Origin of the sequence: Cryobacterium sp. MDB1-18-1 (assembly GCF_004402735.1) — a bacterium.
GTDB classification, from domain to species: Bacteria; Actinomycetota; Actinomycetes; order Actinomycetales; family Microbacteriaceae; genus Cryobacterium; species Cryobacterium glucosi.
Genome location: NZ_SOFR01000080.1, coordinates 39,793 through 58,015, shown reverse-complemented (window position 1 = coordinate 58,015; position 18,223 = coordinate 39,793). Strand labels below are relative to the sequence as shown.

The 18,223-nt window shown below is 69.6% G+C and carries 15 protein-coding genes; 12 read left to right on the top strand and 3 right to left on the bottom strand.

The genetic code is table 11. The features are described from left to right. Positions 1–246: 246 nt before the first annotated feature. From E3O50_RS18260 to E3O50_RS18250, 3 genes are all read right to left on the bottom strand, one after another. Positions 247–1,287 (bottom strand): putative sulfate exporter family transporter, encoded by a 1,041-nt coding sequence (locus tag E3O50_RS18260; protein WP_134558177.1) that lies wholly within the window; start codon positions 1,285–1,287, stop codon positions 247–249. Between the two features lie 123 nt (positions 1,288–1,410). After that, the gene (locus E3O50_RS18255; protein ID WP_134558178.1) at positions 1,411–2,511 is read right to left on the bottom strand and encodes an acyl-CoA desaturase; all 1,101 of its coding nucleotides are present in this window, start codon (positions 2,509–2,511) and stop codon (positions 1,411–1,413) included. A 223-nt stretch (positions 2,512–2,734) separates the two neighbouring features. After that, positions 2,735–4,282, bottom strand: a complete 1,548-nt coding sequence (locus E3O50_RS18250; protein WP_241975204.1) for a phospholipid carrier-dependent glycosyltransferase — start codon at positions 4,280–4,282, stop codon at positions 2,735–2,737. 51 nt (positions 4,283–4,333) lie between these two features. Here E3O50_RS18250 and rsmI point away from each other — a divergent pair, with 51 nt between their 5' ends. The 12 genes from rsmI (at position 4,334) to E3O50_RS18190 (ending at position 18,140) form a co-directional block, all read left to right on the top strand. Further along, positions 4,334–5,197 carry a 16S rRNA (cytidine(1402)-2'-O)-methyltransferase gene (rsmI, locus tag E3O50_RS18245; RefSeq protein WP_134558180.1) on the top strand — a complete coding sequence of 288 codons (864 nt, stop codon included), beginning with the start codon at positions 4,334–4,336 and terminating at the stop codon, positions 5,195–5,197. A gap of 62 nt (positions 5,198–5,259) precedes the next feature. Continuing rightward, positions 5,260–6,822: a methionine--tRNA ligase gene (gene metG, locus E3O50_RS18240; RefSeq protein ID WP_134558181.1), complete on the top strand. Its 1,563-nt coding sequence runs from the start codon at positions 5,260–5,262 to the stop codon at positions 6,820–6,822. Next, positions 6,815–7,747 (top strand): TatD family hydrolase, encoded by a 933-nt coding sequence (locus E3O50_RS18235; RefSeq protein ID WP_134558182.1) that lies wholly within the window; start codon positions 6,815–6,817, stop codon positions 7,745–7,747. Before metG ends, E3O50_RS18235 begins: the two co-directional genes overlap by 8 nt. A gap of 125 nt (positions 7,748–7,872) precedes the next feature. Beyond that, positions 7,873–8,679, top strand: a complete 807-nt coding sequence (rsmA, locus tag E3O50_RS18230) for a 16S rRNA (adenine(1518)-N(6)/adenine(1519)-N(6))-dimethyltransferase RsmA (protein ID WP_241975210.1) — start codon at positions 7,873–7,875, stop codon at positions 8,677–8,679. Between the two features lie 43 nt (positions 8,680–8,722). Next, the gene (locus E3O50_RS18225; protein WP_134448211.1) at positions 8,723–9,658 is read left to right on the top strand and encodes a 4-(cytidine 5'-diphospho)-2-C-methyl-D-erythritol kinase; all 936 of its coding nucleotides are present in this window, start codon (positions 8,723–8,725) and stop codon (positions 9,656–9,658) included. Positions 9,659–9,725: 67 nt separating this feature from the next. Then, the gene (locus tag E3O50_RS18220) at positions 9,726–11,531 is read left to right on the top strand and encodes an ABC-F family ATP-binding cassette domain-containing protein (protein ID WP_134448213.1); all 1,806 of its coding nucleotides are present in this window, start codon (positions 9,726–9,728) and stop codon (positions 11,529–11,531) included. Positions 11,532–11,750: 219 nt separating this feature from the next. Further along, positions 11,751–12,635, top strand: a complete 885-nt coding sequence (locus E3O50_RS18215; protein ID WP_134448331.1) for a MetQ/NlpA family ABC transporter substrate-binding protein — start codon at positions 11,751–11,753, stop codon at positions 12,633–12,635. Between the two features lie 82 nt (positions 12,636–12,717). Next, complete coding sequence (locus tag E3O50_RS18210; RefSeq protein ID WP_134558184.1) at positions 12,718–13,785, top strand: methionine ABC transporter ATP-binding protein; 1,068 nt, start codon at positions 12,718–12,720, stop codon at positions 13,783–13,785. Beyond that, entirely contained in the window at positions 13,785–14,444 is a 660-nt protein-coding gene (locus tag E3O50_RS18205) for an ABC transporter permease subunit (protein WP_134448217.1), read from the top strand. Before E3O50_RS18210 ends, E3O50_RS18205 begins: the two co-directional genes overlap by 1 nt. Positions 14,445–14,616: 172 nt before the next feature. Continuing rightward, positions 14,617–15,252 (top strand): hypothetical protein, encoded by a 636-nt coding sequence (locus tag E3O50_RS18200; protein ID WP_134558185.1) that lies wholly within the window; start codon positions 14,617–14,619, stop codon positions 15,250–15,252. Further along, a complete protein-coding gene (locus tag E3O50_RS18195; protein WP_134558186.1) occupies positions 15,249–16,106 on the top strand; it encodes a lytic transglycosylase domain-containing protein in 858 nt (285 codons plus the stop codon). Before E3O50_RS18200 ends, E3O50_RS18195 begins: the two co-directional genes overlap by 4 nt. A gap of 6 nt (positions 16,107–16,112) precedes the next feature. Then, a complete protein-coding gene (locus tag E3O50_RS18190; RefSeq protein ID WP_134558187.1) occupies positions 16,113–18,140 on the top strand; it encodes a PASTA domain-containing protein in 2,028 nt (675 codons plus the stop codon). Positions 18,141–18,223 lie beyond the last annotated feature (83 nt).

The window sequence follows — 18,223 nt, the reverse complement described above, 5'->3', positions numbered from 1 at the left end:
GGCTGGCTCGCCCGCGGCTGATCCGCGCGGCGCCACGCGCGCCCCTGCCCGACCAGCCCGCGCGGCACCCGCGCTCGCGGCACCCGCGCTCGCAGCACCCGCGAGAGTACACTTTTGGCCCTTAAACTCGCGGTTTAAGGGCCAAAAGTGTACCCTCGCGGGACCCGAAGCGTGCGATACGTGGTATCGCTGCGGCGCGACCCGACCTGCGCGAACCGCGGCGGTCGACCCGCGACAGGCGACCGGTCAGGCGAGCAGGACGGCGCCGTAGGCGAGGGCGGCGATGAGCGCCCAGGACCCGAGGCCGACGGTGAGTGCGCGACCGCCGGTGCGCACGAGCACCCCGAGCTGCACCGCCGCGCCGAGGCCGAAGAGCGCGGTCGCGAGGAAATAGGTCTGCAGGGTGTCAGCGACGAGGAGCACGCCCTCGGGCAACGGCACAAGGGTGCGGAGCATCACGGCAGCCAGAAAGCCGACGACGAAAAGCGGAACGATCGGGGGATGCCGCGTCGAGGCATCCGCGGACACCGCAGCGAGGGTGCCGGTCCGCAGGGGCATCGCATCCGAGGTCGAGGCTGCCGCGCGGCCGTCTCTGCGGCGTTCCTGCAGGGACACCCCGGCGACGATCGGCGCGAGCATGAGCACCCGGGTGAGCTTGACGACGATCGCCACGGCGAGGGCGGCCGGCCCGGCGACCTGCGCGGTGGCGACGACCTGGCCGACATCGTGCACGCTCGCGCCGACCCACTGGCCGTACTGCAGGGCGTCGAGGCCGAGCGGATGCCACAGGACGGGCAGGACCGCGATCGCGAGGGTACCGCAGAGGGTGACGAGGGCGATCGGTGTGGCGGTGTCGTCGTCGTCCGCGTGCACGACGGCACTCATGGCGCCGATCGCGGACGCGCCGCAGACCGAGAACCCGGTCGCGATCAGGAGGGGCTGGTGCCCCGGGAGGCCGATCCTGCGGCCGAACCACAGTGTGCCGAAGAACGTGAGAACGACGATCGCGACGGTCGTCGCGATGGTCACCCAGCCGAGGCCGAGGATGTCGACGAGGCTGAGCTTGAGGCCGAGCAGCACGATTCCGAGGCGCATGATGCGTTTGGAGGCGACCGAGAGGCCCGGCGCGAGCACTCCGGTGAGTTGCCGGCGCGCAACCGGCAGCTGGCCGGCGACGATTCCGAACACCACGGCGGCCGTGAGAAGCGGGATCCCGGGGACGAGGGCGTGCACGAGCCCGGCAAGGAGTGCGGCGGCGACCGCGACGAGCACGCCCGGCAGCCACATGGATTCGAGCCTACTCCCGCGTCACCGGCGCCGGTCCCTCACGCCGAGCGCTGGCGTTGCGCCGCTCCGCTGGTGGTGCACCACCCGCGCAACGGCAGAACACCCGCGCTCGGCGGAAAGCCGTCAGCGGTGGTGGAAGCGCGCGACCATGGGGCAGTCGAACGGATCGCGGGCGGCGAGGCCGACCGTGTTCAGGTACTCGATGACGATCCCGTACGACTGGAACAGGCCCGTCTCCGTGTACAGGATGTTGTGCGACTGGCAGTATTCCTTGGTGATCTCCTGCGCCTTCCGCAGGTGCGGGCGGGCCATGTTCGGGAACAGGTGGTGCTCGACCTGGTAGTTCAGGCCGCCCATGAAGGTATCCATGAAGGTGCCGCCGCGGATGTTGCGCGAGGTCAGGACCTGGCGGCGCAGGAAGTCGACCTTGCTGTCGTGGGGGAGCTGCGGCATCCCCTTGTGGTTCGGGGCGAAGGATGCGCCCATGTAGACCCCGAAGACGGCGAGCTGCACGCCGATGAAGGCGAAGGCCATGCCGAGCGGCAGGAAGTAGAAGATCACGGCGACGTAGAGCACGATACGGGTCGTGAGCATGATGATCTCGAGCCAGCGCTTGTCGACCTTGCCGCGGCCGAAGACCGTGCGGAAGCCCTGGACGTGAAGGTTGAAGCCCTCGGCCATCAGGAGCGGGAAGAACAGGTAGCCCTGCTTGCGCGTGACGAACGAGCCGAGCCAGGACACCTTCGCGGCGTCCTCCTCGCGGAAGACGATGAAGTCGGGGTCGATGTCGGGGTCTTTGCCGATCACGTTCGGGTTGGCGTGGTGGCGGCTGTGCTTGTTCATCCACCAGGCGTAGCTGATGCCGACGAACAGGTTCGCGAGGATACGGCCGGCCTTGTCGTTGGCGGGTCCGGACTCGAACACCTGCCGGTGCGAGGCCTCGTGGGCGAGGAACGCGAACTGGGTGAGGATGATGCCGAGCACGCCGGCGATGATCAGCTGGTACCAGCTGTCGCCGAGGAGCACGAAACCGGTGCCGAGACCCGCAGTTGCGAGGATGAGCATGCCGAAGACGAACCAGTAGAACCCGGTCGCGCGCTTCAGGAGGCCCAGGTTGCGCACAGTGTGCAGCAGCGAGGAGTACTCGGTGGTGGGATTCTTCGAGTCGCCACCCCGACGGGTCTTGACGATGCGCACCGTGGGTGCGACGGATGCTTCCGACATGAGGCCTTTGGTTTGGATCTGGACTTCTCAGTCGGTTCTGGAGCAATCACTCGTGGTGCAGATAGAAGTATCCTACGGGCGCACCCCCGGTCCGTGGGTCGGATTCACAACGGTTTCCCAGTCGCTATATGGCCCAAACGGCATATGAAGAGTCCTCAAATCGCCGAAACGGCACGAAACCGCAGGGTCTCCTTCGCCCGGAATTCCGGGGATCCGGGCGCGGCTATCGCCAGCTCGGCAGCCAAATATGCATCTGCCAGAACGAGAACGGGATCTGCATTCCCGTCCAGAGCGGGTAGAAGAAGGCGCTGACCAGCACCGCAGCCACGAGGTAGCCGATCAGCACACGGATGCCGACGGTCCGGTCCGGTTCGCGCGTCACGGCGTCCGCCCCGACCCCGCCGGTGCCCGGCGCGAGTCCGAGCACGAGACCGATCACGAACGTGAGGGCGAGGATCAGGTACGGCTCGAAGGCGATCGAGTAGAACTGGAAGACCGTTCGGCCGGTGTACATCAGCCAGGGCAGGTACCCGGCGACCATGCCCATCAGAATCAGGCCCACCCGCCATTCCCGGTACCGGGCGAGGCGATAGACGAGGTAGAGCACGGCGGCGGTCCCGGCCCACCAGATCAGCGGGTTGGCGATCTCGGTGATCGCCTCTGAGCAGGTCGAGAAGCTGCAGGTGCCCTCACCGGCCGCAGACGACTGGTAATACATGCTCGTCGGGCGCACCATGAACAGCCAGGTCAGCGGGTTCGACTGGTACGGGTGCGGCGTGACGAGGCCGACGTGATAGGTGTATGCGGCGACCTGGTAGTGCCAGAAACTCTGGACGACATGCGGCACCCAGGCGAATGCCCCGGTCCAGGCCGTCTCGGGTGAGTCTGCCCAGGTGCGGTAGAAGCCGCCCGTGGTGACGAACCAGCCCGTCCACGAGCTGAGGAAGGTCACGACCGCGATCGGCACCATCAGCAGGAAGCTGATCGGACCCTGCTTGAGGATGGCACCGCTCGCCCAGAACGGGATGCCGGCCCGCTGGCGGGCGAGGGCGTCCACGACCACGACGTAGACGCCAAAAGCGGCGAGGAAGTACAGGCCGGACCACTTGACGCTCATGGTCAACCCGAAGGCGAGGCCCGCGGCGAGGAGCCACGGCCGGAACCACATCGCGGGCCCCCAGCCGGGCCACTCGCCCGTCTCCGCCCGTTTCGCCATCCAGGCGGCAAGGCGGGTCGCGTGCCACTCCCGGTCGAGCAGGATCGCCCCGAACCCGAGAAGCGCGAAGAACATCACATAGTTGTCGAGCAACGCCACCCGGCTCATCACGATCGCGTTGCCGTCGATCGCGAACAGGAACCCGCCGATGACCGCGAGCAGGGTCGAGCCGAACAGCTTCCTGATGATGAGCATCAGCAGCACGACCGCGAGAATGCCGATCAGGGCCGTCACGATGCGCCAGCCCCAGCTGTTTCCCGGCCCGAATGCGGCCATCCCGAGTGAGATCAGCCACTTCCCGAGCGGCGGATGCACGACGAACGATCCGACGTCGGTGAAGATATTCGCATTGCCGTTTGCGAAGATCTCGTCGGCCTTGTCCGGCCAGGTGGACTCGTAGCCGTTGTTGAAGAGGCTCCAGGCATCCTTGACGTAGAAGGTCTCGTCGAAGACGAGCGCGTGCGGGGAGCCGAGGTTCCAGAGGCGGAGAACGGCGGCCACGACGACCACGAACAGGGGGCCGGCCCACGGGAACCAGCGGCGTATGAGGAGCACGCTGACCATCGTAGTGAGCGGTGGTTATGCGCGGACTGCGAGACTGGGGGAATGATCATCCTCGCTGCCACCCCGATTGGAAACCTCGGCGACGTCTCGCGCCGGCTGGTCGAGGCGCTCACGACCGCCACGGTCATCGCGGCGGAGGACACCCGCGTCACCGTGCACCTGCTCAAGGCCCTCGCGATCGAGAACCGTCCGCAGTTGATCAGCCTGCACGACCACAACGAACGGGTGAAGGCGGCTGAGCTCGTCGAGCTGGCCCGGGACACCGACCTGCTCGTGCTGAGCGACGCCGGCATGCCGACCGTCTCCGACCCCGGCTTCCACCTCGTCGACGCCGCCGTCGCCGCCGGCGTCACGGTCACCGTGCTGCCCGGCCCGTCCGCAGTGCTCACCGCCCTCGCCGTCTCCGGGCTGCCGACCGACCGGTTCACCTTCGAGGGCTTCCTGCCCCGCAAGCACGGCGACCGGATGTCTGCCCTCCGCGAGGTGGCCGACGAACGCCGCACCATGGTCTTCTTCGAGTCGCCGAACCGGCTCGCCGCCTCCCTCATCGACCTCGCCGAGGTGCTCGGCGCCGACCGCCGCGTCGTGGTCTGCCGCGAGCTCACCAAGTTCTTCGAGGAGGTCAAGCGCGGCACCGCCGCCGAACTGGCCGAGTGGGCGGCAGTGGGCGTCAAGGGCGAGATCGCGATCGTCGTCGCCGGGGCCGAGAAGCGCGTGCTCGACCTCGCGACCGGGGTCGCGGAGGTGCTCGCCCAGGTCGCGGCCGGCGCCCGGCTCAAGGAGGCCGCAGCAGACGTGTCCGCGGTGTCCGGCCTCGGCAAGCGCGACCTCTACGAGGCCGCCCTCGCGCAGAAGCCGGGGGCGCGTGCACCAGCCGCGCCGCAGCATCCGCCCCTGCCGTTCTGACCCGAACCGAGGCGGGACGTAACCCGGCCCGGGGCATCCGTTGCTCCCAATAGACTGGGGGCATGTCCGCCGGAGCATCCTTTTACATCACCACGCCCATTTTCTATGTGAATGATGTGCCCCACATCGGTCACGCGTACACGGAAGTGGCCGCAGACCTCCTCGCGCGCTGGCACCGGCAGGCCGGCGAGGACGCCTGGCTGCTCACCGGTACCGACGAGCACGGCCAGAAGATCCTGCGCACCGCGACCGCGAACGGCGTCACCCCGAAGGAATGGGCCGACCGCCTCGTCGAGACCGCGTGGAAGCCGCTGCTCAAGACCGTCGACATTCGCAACGACGACTTCATCCGCACGACCGACGAACGCCACGAGGTCAACGCGCAGAAGTTCCTGCAGCACCTCTACGACGCCGGCCATATCTACACGGGCGAGTACGAGGGCTTCTACTGCGTCGGCTGCGAGGAATACAAGCAGCCGAGCGACCTGATCGAGGGCACCGGCGAGTTCATCGGCCAGCAGGTCTGCGCCATCCACTCCCTCCCGGTCGAGCTGCTCCACGAGAAGAACTACTTCTTCCGGATGAGCACCTTCGCCGAGCGCCTGCTCGCCCTCTACGAGGAAGACCCCGACTTCGTCCAGCCCGAGAGCGCCCGCAACGAGGTCATCTCCTTCGTGAAGCAGGGCCTTTCCGACCTGTCGATCTCGCGCTCGAGCTTCGACTGGGGCATCAAGGTGCCGTGGGACGACAGCCACGTCGTCTACGTCTGGTTCGACGCGCTGCTCAACTACATCACCGCCGCCGGTTACGGGCAGGACGACGAGCGGTTCAGCAGGCTCTGGCCGGCCACGCACATCGTCGGCAAGGACATCCTCCGGTTCCACGCCGTGATCTGGCCCGCCATGCTGATGGCCGCCGGGCTCCCGGTGCCGCGCCGGGTCTTCGGCCACGGCTGGTTGCTCGTCGGCGGCGAGAAGATGAGCAAGTCCAAGCTCACCGGCATCGCCCCGAGCCAGATCACCGACACCTTCGGCTCCGACGCGTTCCGCTACTACTTCATGCGCGCCATCAGCTTCGGACAGGACGGCTCGTTCTCCTGGGAGGACCTCTCCGCCCGGTACCAGTCCGAGCTCGCCAACGGCTTCGGCAACCTCGCCTCCCGGGTCATCGCCATGGTCGTGCGCTACTGCGACGGCGAGATCCCGGTCACGACGGCCTTCACCGAGGCGGACGCGGCCATCCGGGCCACCGAGATCCGGGTGACGGATGCCGCGGGCGAGGCCATCTCCCGCCTCGCGATCCACGAGGCGATCGCATCCGTCTGGGAACTCGTCGACGAGCTCAACGGCTACATCACGAGCCAGGAACCGTGGGGCCTCGCCAAGGACCCCGCCGACCGCGACCGGCTCGACGCCGTGCTGTTCACCGCCGTGCGCGGCCTCGGCACCCTCGCCGTGCTGCTCTCCCCGGTCGTCCCCGAGGCGTGCGCCAAGCTCTGGTCCGCCCTCGGCGGAGAGGGCCTCGTCACCGACCAGCGCATCGACCGCGCGTGGGAGTGGACCGGAGGCACCCACGTCTCCCCGCTCGAGGCGCTCTTCCCGCGCATCGAGGCGACGGTTGGCTAACGAACCCGTCCGCCAGCGTGAGCAGACCGCCGGCCGCGACCTGAGCTACCCGGCCCCGCCGGAGTCGCTCCCCGTGCCGGTGTACGACAACCACACCCATCTCGAGATCAGCGACGGCGAGCATCCGCTCAGCCTCGCCGAACAGCTCGACCGGGCCGTGAGCGTGGGCGTGCAGGGCGTGATCCAGGTCGGCGGCGACCGGGAGACCTCCCGCTGGTCGGCCGAGGCCGCCGCGAGCGAGCCACGCATGCTCGCGGCGGTCGCGATCCACCCGAACGAGGCACCGGACTACGAACAGGCCGGCACGCTCGACGACGCCCTCGCCGAGATCAGCGAACTCGCCGGGCGCCCGCGGGTCGTCGCGATCGGCGAGACCGGGCTCGACTTCTTCCGCACCGGGCCGGAGGGGCTCGCCGCCCAGTACCGCAGCTTCGAGGCGCACATCGAGATCGCGAAGCAGAACGGCCTCGCCCTGCAGATCCACGACCGCAACGCGCACGCCGAGGTCATCGCGACCCTGCTGCGGGTCGGCGCCCCCGAGCGCACGGTCTTCCACTGCTTCTCCGGGGACGCCGAGATGGCCGCGATCTGTGCAGAACACGGCTGGTACCTCTCCTTCGCCGGCAACGTCACGTTCAAGAACGCCGGCATGCTCCGCGCGGCCCTCGCCGCTGCTCCCCGCGAGCTGCTGCTCGTCGAGACGGATGCCCCCTTCCTCACCCCCATGCCCTTCCGCGGCCGACCGAACGCGCCGTACCTGCTGCCGCACACCCTGCGCGCGATGGCCAACCACCTCGAAACGGATGTCGCCATGCTGGCCGCCCAGATCTCCACCACCACCGAACGCGTCTACGGGCGCTGGGATGCCGAACCCGTCGTGCCGGCGCCGTCCGCGCCGACCGTCAGCCTCGGGGGACTCCGGTGAGCGACGCCGAGAACACTCCGGTGACCCCGGCCACGGATGCCGCCCTGCCCGTCGAGCCCGCGGCATCCGCCGCGCCCACACCGCGCTCACTGCTCGGCCCCGCCGAGATCCGCGACCTCGCCGAGATGCTCGGCGTGAACCCGACCAAGAAGCTCGGCCAGAACTTCGTGATCGACGGCAACACCGTCCGCCGCATCGTCAAGGTCGCCGCGATCACCCCAGAGGACACCGTCGTCGAGGTCGGACCCGGCCTCGGCTCGCTCACCCTCGGCCTGCTCGAGACCGGTGCGCGCGTCGTCGCCGTCGAGATCGACGACCGCCTCGCCGAGCAGCTCCCGCTCACCGTCGAGCTGATGCACCCGGACGCGCCGCTCGTCGTGCTCCGCGCCGACGCGCTCAAGATCACCGACCTGCCGGGGGAGCCGACCCGGCTCGTCGCCAACCTGCCGTACAACGTCTCGGTGCCGGTGCTGCTGCACATGCTCGAGCACTTCCCGTCGATCCGCGCCGGCGTCGTGATGGTGCAGGCCGAGGTCGGCGAACGGCTCGCCGCGCCCCCCGGCTCGAAGGTCTACGGCAGCCCGAGCGTCAAGGCCGCCTGGTACGGGGCCTTCCGCACCGCGGGCAAGGTCAGCCGCCAGGTGTTCTGGCCGGTGCCGAACGTCGACTCGATCCTGATCGCGTTCCAGCGCCGCGAGAGCCCGCTCGAGAGCGAGGACCTGCGCCTCGCGACGTTCGCGCTCGTCGACGGCGCCTTCCAGCAGCGCCGCAAGATGCTCCGCCAGTCGCTCTCGACCGTGCTCGGCGACTCGGCAACGGCGACCGCGATCCTCGAAGCCGCGGGCATCGACCCCACCGAGCGCGGCGAACAGCTCACCGTCGACGCCTTCCTCGCCATCGCCAGGTCCTGGACCGCCGCCGACCCGTCCTGACCCCGCGCACGAGGGGGCTGTGCGGCTGAGCTAGGTTAGAACCATGACCAACGCGGCCACATCTCACGTTGTGCACGCGCGGGCGCCGGGCAAGATCAACGTCTTCCTGAAGGTCGGTGCCGTGCTCGAAGACGGCTACCACGAAGTCGCGACCGCCTACCAGGCCGTGTCGCTCAGCGAAGACGTGCGCGCCTATCCCGCCGACGACTTCTCCTGCGAATTCACCGGCTCGATCGACACCTCCGGCCTTGCGACCGACGGCAGCAACCTCGCGATCCGGGCCGCTCGCGCCCTTGCCCGCCGGTCCGGCTACCGCGGCGGCGTTCATCTCAAACTTGAGAAGAACGTGCCGATCGCCGGGGGAATGGGCGGCGGATCGGCCGACGCCGCCGCAACCCTGCTCGCGTGCGACGCCCTCTGGGGCACCGAGGCGACCCGCGAGGAACTGCTCGCCATCGCCGCGACTCTCGGCGCCGACGTCCCCTTCGCGTTCACGGGCGGCACCGCCGTCGGCACCGGCCGCGGCGACCAGTTGAGCCCCGCGCTCGCCAAGGGCCAGTTCCACTGGGTGCTCGCCCTGGCCGACTTCGGCATGTCCACCCCCGGCGTGTACCAGGAACTCGACCGCCACCGTGAGCGCCATGCCCAGGACATCTTCCCGGCGCAGGCGCAGCCGACGGTCGACGCCAACGTGCTCCAGGCCCTGCGCGCCGGCGACGCCCGGATGCTCGCCGAGTCCCTGCACAACGACCTCCAGGCCCCGGCGCTGCACCTCGCCCCCGGCCTCGGCAAGGTCATCGAGCTCGGCGAGGAGAACGGCGCCCTCGCCGGCATCGTCTCCGGGTCCGGTCCAACGGTCGCGTTCCTCGTGGCGGATGCCGACAGCGCGCTCGAGCTCCAGGTCGCGCTGAGCGCCTCCCGCCTGCACGTGGTGCGGGCGACGGGCCCGGTCCACGGCGCCCGTCTCGTCCACGACTGAGCCGCGGCATCCGCCTGCCCCGACCTGCGCGCCGGGCTCCCAGCCGCGCACGGTAAAGTTGTAAGCTATGGCACATTTGCTCGGGGCCGAGTCCCTGCACCTTGAATACCCCACCCGCGTCATCTTCGACTCCGTCACCGTCGGACTCAACGAGGGCGACCGCATCGGAGTCGTGGGGCGCAACGGTGACGGCAAGTCCACCCTGCTGAGCCTCCTCGCCGGACGCATCGAACCCGACTCCGGCCGCGTCACCCGCCGCCGCGGCGTCACGATCGGCGTGCTCGACCAGTCCGACGCCCTCGCCTCAGGCCAGACCGTCGGCCACACCGTCGTCGGCACCATGGACGAGCACCTCTGGGCCGGGGACGCCAAAGTCCGCGACGTCATCGGCGGACTCGTGCGCGACATCCCCTGGGACGCACTCGTCGACGACCTTTCCGGTGGCCAGCGCCGCCGGGTCGCCCTCGCCGCCGTGCTGATCGGCGACCACGACGTGATCTTCCTCGATGAGCCCACCAACCACCTCGACGTCGAGGGCATCACCTGGCTCGCCGGGCACCTGCGCAACCGCTGGGCGACGAACTCCGGCGGCCTCGTGGTCGTGACCCACGACCGGTGGTTCCTCGACGAGGTCTGCAACCAGACCTGGGAGGTGCACGACCGTCTGATCGAACCCTTCGAGGGCGGCTACGCCGCGTACATCCTGCAGCGCGTCGAGCGCGACCGGATGAGCGCCGCGACAGAGTCGAAGCGCCAGAACCTGATGAAGAAGGAGCTCGCCTGGCTCCGCCGCGGCGCCCCCGCCCGCACCGCCAAGCCCAAGTTCCGCATCGACGCGGCCAACGAGCTCATCGAGAACGAGCCGCCGCCCCGCGACACCGTCACGATGCAGTCGATGGCGATGCAGCGCCTCGGCAAGGACGTCGTCGACCTCATCGACGTCTCGGTGGACTTCGAGGACAAGCACGTGCTGAAGGACATCACCTGGCGGATCGCCCCAGGGGAACGCACCGGCATCATGGGCGTCAACGGCGCGGGCAAGTCCACGCTGCTGAACCTCGTCGCCGGTACCCTCCAGCCGACGAGCGGCCACGTCAAGCGCGGCAAAACCATCAAGGTCGCCGTGCTCACCCAGCAGCTCTTCGAGCTCGAGGGCATCCAGAACGACCGGGTCAGCGAGGTCATCGGCCGCCAGAAGACGAGCTACATCGCCGGAGGCAAGGAGATCACCCCCGGCCAGATGCTCGAGCGGATGGGCTTCATGAGCGCCCAGCTCGTCACCCAGGTCAAGGACCTCTCCGGTGGCCAGAAGCGCCGCCTGCAGCTGCTGCTGATCGTGCTCGACGAGCCGAACGTGCTCATCCTCGACGAGCCCACCAACGACCTGGACACCGACATGCTCGCGGCCATGGAGGACCTGCTCGACTCCTTCCCCGGCACCCTGCTCGTCGTCTCGCACGACCGGTACCTGATCGAACGCGTCACCGACAACCAGTACGCGGTCACCGAGGGCGGCTTCCGCCACCTGCCCGGCGGCGTCGACCAGTACCTCGAGATGCGCAAGCAGCAGATCAACGACTCCGACAAGCCCGCAGAGGCGAACGCCTCGAACACCTCCGGCGGCAAGCCGGCCAGGAACCTGGCCATCGGCGGCGCAGAGCTCCGCAACGCGCAGAAGGAGCTCGCCTCCATCGAGCGCAAGGTCGCCAAGCAGAAGTCCCGGATCGTGGTGTTGAACCAGAACATGGTCAGCCACGACCAGAACGACTACGCAGGCCTCGGCGAGCTCGGCACCGAGCTGCAGGGTCTCGAATCCTCCATCTCGAGCTTCGAAACTCGCTGGCTCGAACTTTCGACGCTGATCGAGGGTTAAAACCGCGGATGCTGTGACCGCGTGTTACGCAGCGGCGTGCGCGGCGCAGCATCCTTTGTTAACCTGAAGGTGTGCCTCGCGATGCAGCGGCACAGACTCCCACCCCTTCGTGCCGTGGCTTTGCTGTGCCGTCGATTGCCGGGGCTCGTCCACGAGACAGCACTCGCGGCTCTCACCCGCAGCATACCCAAGGGGATTCACCACGTGAAAAAGTCAACTCTGTCCAAGCGCTTGCTCGCGGCTCTCGCGACCGTCCCGCTCCTCGCCCTGCTCGCCGGGTGCGCCGGCGGCACGGCGGATGCCGGCAGCGACAAGACTGTCAAGATCGGCGTCGTCGGCGCGAGCGACCCGTACTGGGCCGTCTACACGAAGGCCGCCGCCGATGCGGGAATCAAGGTCGAGATCGTCGACTTCTCCGCATACGACCAGCCGAACCCCGCGCTGACCGCCGGTGAGATCGACCTCAACCAGTTCCAGCACCTCGTCTACCTCGCGCAGTACAACACGGCGAGCAACGCGGACCTCACCCCGATCGGTTCGACGGCGATCTACCCGCTCGGCCTGTACTCGACGAAGTACAAGAAGGTCAGCGAGATCCAGAAGGGCGACACCATCGCGGTGCCGAACGACGCGAGCAACCTGGCCCGCGCGCTCCTCGTGCTGCAGTCGGCCAAGCTCATCACGCTGAAGGACGGCGGCTCGATCTTCTCGACCCTCGACGACATCGACACGTCGGCCTCCAAGGTCACCGTCACCGCGCTCGAGGCCTCCCTCACCGCGACTTCGCTTCCTGACGTCGCCGGCGCGATCATCAACAACGACTTCGTCGAGAAGGCCGGACTGAAGTTCACCGACGCCCTCGCCAAGGATGACCCGGCCGACCCGACCGCCATCCCCTACGTCAACGTGTTCGTCGCCCGCGCCGCGGACAAGGACAACGCGACCTACCAGAAGCTCGTCCAGATCTATCAGGACACCCAGGCCGTGCAGGACGGCGTGCTCGCCGTCTCCGGCGGCTCCGGTGTTCTCGTGAAGACCCCGGTCGCCGACCTGGTCTCCTCGCTCGCCACGGTCGTCGCGGACACCAAGGCCAACAAGAAGTAGTCGCCCCCGGTTGCCCGGATGCCCGCTTCGCACTCGCGAGGCGGGCATCCGGTGTGAAACCAGAGAATTCCAGGAGAGTTGAATGCCGATCGTCGAATTGCGCGGTGTCAGCAAGATCTACCCACCCCACGAAAAGGGCGGCAGCGACGTCGTCGCGATCGACGACGTCAGCCTGGCCGTCGAGGCCGGCGACGTCTACGGGATCATCGGCTACTCGGGAGCCGGCAAGAGCACCCTCGTGCGCCTCGTGAACGCGCTCGAACGGTCAACGTCCGGAGAGATCCTGATCAACGGACGGGACATCGCCGGCCTGGCAGAGCGCGAACTGCGCAGCGTGCGTCTCGGCATCGGCATGATCTTCCAGCAGTTCAACCTGCTCGGCTCGCGCAGCGTCGCGGCCAACGTGTCCTATCCGCTCGAGGTGGCGCACCGGCCCAAGGCCGAACGCGCCAAGCGGGTCGCCGAGATGCTCGACTTCGTCGGCCTCGCCGACAAGGCCCGCGCGTACCCCGACCAGCTCTCCGGCGGCCAGAAGCAGCGCGTCGGCATCGCCCGCGCCCTCGCGAGCCAGCCCGCCATCCTCCTCGCCGACGAGGCCACGAGCGCCCTCGACCCCGAGACGACCCACGAAGTGCTCGACCTGCTGACCCGGGTCAACCGGGAATTCGGTGTGACGATCATCGTGATCACGCACGAGATGGACGTGATCCAGACGATCGCGAGCAAGGTCGCGGTGATGGACCAGGGCCGGGTCATCGAACGCGGTGACGTGTTCGATGTGTTCTCGAACCCGCAGCAGCCGGCATCCGCCCGGTTCGTCTCAACCGTCGTCAAGGGCATCCCGAGCGCCGACGAGCTCGCCGTGCTGCGCAGACGCCACCCCGGGCGGATCGTGTCCCTCGCCTTCCGCGACAACACGGTCGACCAGGCCCGTGTCTTCGGCGAACTGGCTCGCGCCGGCGTCGCATTCGAGGTCGTCTTCGGCGGCATCAACGAAGTGCAGGGCCGCTCCTTCGGGCATCTCACCCTCGCGCTCAGCGACGCCACGGCGGCGGATGCCCGCACAGCGTCTGCCGGCAGCGCGGACGACCGCATCGATGCGGTCCTCGATCGGATCAGAACACTCACGACCGTCACGGAGGTGCGCTGATGGAATCCCTCATCGAACTGCTGCCCCAGCTCTGGAAGGCCGCAGGGGAGACGCTCTACATCGTCGGCCTCACCCTGTTCTTCGGGGGCCTCGGCGGCCTGATCGTCGGCCTCGGCCTGTACCTGACCCGCGGCGGCAGCCTGCTCGCCAACAAACCCGTGTTCGTGGTGCTGAACCTGCTGGTCAACTTCGTGCGGCCCATCCCGTTCATCATCTTCCTCGCCGCCGCGCAGCCGCTCGCCCGGCTCGTGGTCGGAACCGGAATCGGCAATAACGCGATCATCTTCACGATCTCGCTCGCGGCATCCTTCGCGATGGGCCGTATCGTCGAGCAGAACCTGCTCACCGTGACGCCCGGCGTGATCGAGGCCGCCCGCAGCGTGGGCGCCGGAACGGCCCGGATCATCTTCACCGTGCTCCTGCCCGAGGCGCTCGGTCCGCTGATCCTCGGCTACACGTTCATTTTCGTCGCGCTCGTCGACATGTCGGCGGTCGCCGGGTACGTCGGTGGCGGCGGCCTCGGTAACTTCGCCCTGCTCTACGGGTACCGCCAGTTCAACCCGATCGTGACCTGGGCTGCCGTGCTGCTGATCATCGTGCTCGTCCAGTTGGTGCAGTACCTCGGGAACACGCTGGCGCGAAAGGCGTTCCGCCGCTAGGCGTTCTCGAAACTGTTGCCGGGCCGGACAGCTTCCGTTCACCCCCCGGCAAGGTGACACTCCCGGGCCGGACACCTGAGGCCAGCACAGTATTGCCGGGGCTGGCCCACCCGAGCCGGCACACAGTCTCGACTGCACCCGTCGCTGTTTGGTTCAGGCCGTTGGAGTCGCTGTGTCGCCCCGCCCAAGTGTGGTCTTCTCGGCCTTCCGTTCCAACGCGGACCCGCGCCTGCAGGGCTGGGTCGCCTTCCGGGAGAGCGTTCAGTCCGGTGCCCGCGGCGGCGACGTCGCCCGCGTCAGCGGACTCGCACGCGCCGGCGAACTCGCCCGCACCGGACAACTCGCACGCACGGGAGAACTCGACCGCACCGGAACGACCGACCGGGTGGCCGAGGGCCGGGATCGCTCCCGTGGCCTCGCCACCGTCGCCGACTCCGGCCACTCCGGCATCTGGCGGCTGCTCGCCTCGAACAGCCGCGAGCTCGGCCGCAGCTCCTCGGTCTACGGCTCGTTCGCCGGCGCGCGGGCTCATGTCCTCGAACTCAAGGACCAGTGCGACGCGATGGTCGCGACCGTCGTCACCGGGCCGTCGGCAGGCACCCATGGCTGGGTGGTCACCATCGGCGAACGCATCGTGATGACAGCGGGACGCTGGTACGGCGCCGCCTCCGCGAGCCGGGAAGCCGCCGCCGGCACGATCGAAGCCTTCCGCGTCGCGCTCGTCGCCGAAGACGCCCGCCACGCGACCGAGGCCGGCCGCCGGGGCAGCCGGGTGCTCAGCGAGGCCGAACGGGCCCAGGCGTGGTGAACGGCACACGGCTCCGCGGCCTGCGCGGCTGGATCGGTGCCGCAGCGACCGCCGGGCTGCTCTGCTGGGTCGTCTTCGGCTGGCTCGTACCCGGCTTCACCGCACCGGAAGGCATCCGGGCGAGCGTGGCGGCCGTGGCCGCCGACGCTGTTCCCTCCGTTCCCACGGCAGCGGATGCCGCAGCGACCGTGACCGTGACGCCGGCGACTCCCGTTCCGGCGGCCGACCAGTCCGCCGCCGGCGCCGGCTCGTCCCTCGCGTCGACAGGCGAAACCGCGCTGCTCACCGGGAACGCTGCGCTCGTGGACGCGGACTGGGCTGCCCGCGTGGCCGCGGCCACCGGCATCCCGCGGCGGGCCATGCTCGGCTATGCGGGTGCCTCGCTCGCCCTCGCCGCCGAACAGCCCGGTTGCCGACTCGGCTGGAGCACCCTCGCCGGCCTCGGCAACATCGAGTCCGGGCACGGCACCCACGCGGGCTCGGCGCTCGGTACCGACGGTACCGCCCGGCCCGGCATCTTCGGTCCGGCCCTCGACGGCTCTGATTTCGCAGCGATGAGCGACACCGACGGCGGCGCCTGGGACGGCAGTGCGGCGTGGGACCGTGCGGTCGGCCCGCTGCAGTTCATCCCCGCGACCTGGCAGCGCTGGGGCGCCGACGGCAACCGGGACGGTGTCGACGACCCGCAGCAGATCGACGACGCCGCCCTCGCAGCCGGGCGATACCTGTGCAACTACGGCGACCTCGCGCTGCCCGACCGCTGGCGCGCGGCCGTCTTCGCGTACAACCACGTCGACTCCTATGTCACCGCCGTCGCCGGTTACGCGAACACCTACGCCGCCCGGGCGAAGTAGCCCCCTGTGACAGGCACGATCGATCCCGCCGAGACGACGGCTGCCTCCGGTGCGCCGGCAGGCCGGCGCACGGTCGGCGCTGGCGAGGGGCTGATCTCGGGCCGCTACCGGCTCGGTGAACTCCTCGGGACGGGCGGGTCGGCATCCGTCTTCTCCGCCGTGGACACGCAGGCAGGGGAGGGCGCAGTCAGAGAGATCGCCCTCAAGATCCTGCACCCGCACCTGTCCCGCTCCGACCGGGCCAGGGAAGCGTTCTTTGCGGAGGCCAGGGCCGCGGCCGTGTTGCGGCACCCGAACATCGTCGCGGTGCTCGGCGTCGGCGTGCACCACACCGGTCACGGCCCGGGGATCGGCGCCGGGACCGAGCCCCGCACCGGCACAGGCACCGGTGCGAACGCCGAGGAGCCGCAGGCCTGGATCGCGCTCGACCGCGCGCCGGGGATCAGCCTCGCCGAATACGTCGAGCATCGCGGGGCGCTGCCCGTCGGGCAGGCGCTCACCGTCGCGTCAGCGGTGCTGCGCGCCCTCGAGGCCGCGCACGACATCGGCCTGGTCCACCGCGACGTCTCCCCGGCCAACATCATGGTCGACCCGGACCCGGCCGGTAACGTCGGTACTGACGGAGTGCGCCTGCTCGACTTCGGCCTCGCGGATGCCGCCGGTCGCCCCGCCCTCGGCACCGACGTCCTCCGCAGCGCACCCGATGTGACAACGCAGGAAATCCCGGTCGTGCAGAGCGTGCTCGGGAGCGTGAACTACATGTCGCCGGAGCAGGCGCGGGGCGACGCCGTCGACGAACGCGGCGACGTGTACCAACTCGGCGGGGTGTTGTACTTCGCGCTCACCGCACGGGCGCCGTTCGTCCGGGATTCCGTCGCCGCGGTAATGCGCGCCCACGTGCAGTCTCCGCCGCCGGTGCCGTCGGTGCAGCACTCCGGCATCCCGCGGAGTGTCGACCGGCTCGTCGTCAAGGCGCTCCTCAAAGACCCGGACGCCCGGTTCCCCTCCGCCGCGGCGATGGGCGCGGCCGTCGACGCGGCCCTGGACCGCATCGGGGCCGGGGGAGTGCCGGGTCGCGCCGCGGCCCCGCCAGAGGGGGCCCTGCCCGGCGGCGGTCGCGTCTTGCCCGCGGACGACACCACGGGACTGTTCCGGCCGGGCGACCTCGCGGAGCTCGCTGAGCGCACGATGGTGCTCGGTGCGGTACCGGTCCCGGTCCCGGATCCTGTGCCTGTTCCGCACCCGATCCCGACCGCCCATCCCGCCCCGGCCACGATCGTGCACGCGACCGGAAACGCACGCGCGGGATCGGCATCCGCCGCGGTCGTCGTCCCGCCGGACAACCCGGCCTGGGTGCGGAGCGGCCGCAGCCGCCGTCGCGGCGGCGGGCTCTGGGCCGTCTCGATGATCCTCGTGATCGGGGGAGCATTCGCCTGGGTCCTCGCTGCCGGCGGCGCGGCGCCGACGTCGGTGGCCGTCACCAGCAGCACGCCCGCGCCCGCGAGCGCCACCCCCGAGCCGATGATCACCGCCCACGCCACGGCGGCGCCGAAGACCATCCGGGTGCCGGAGGTCTCCGTGATGACCCTCGACGGGGCACGGGCCGCGCTCGCCGCCCTCGGGCTCCGCCTCGGCGCGCTCACCCTCCAGGACTCGGGGCGCCCCCTCGACACGGTGCTCGGCGTCAGCCCGGCGGCCGGTACCTTCCTGGACCCCGGAGACCCGGTCGACCTCACCGTGGCCTCCGGCTCGAACACGGTGCCGGACACCGTCGGTCTCAGCAAGGCGGAGGCGATCGCCGCCCTCGAAAACGCGGGATTCCTGGTCCTCACCGACTCGAGGCCCGACGCCGCCGCGACGCCGGGAACCGTGATCGCGGTCGCCCCGTCCGGTCAGAAGACCCTGCGTCTCGGCACCTCCATCACCCTCACCCTGGCCACGGCGCCCGAGCCGTCTGCCGCCCCCACAGCTACGTCGACGCCCCCGCCGGGCCCGACACAGACCCCCGCTCCGACGCAGGCGCCCACGGGCTGACGGCTCCCGAATCGACCGCCACAACTCTCCACGCGGCGTCCACATCTCGGTTGAGAAATCGACGCCAATCGTTCACCAACCGC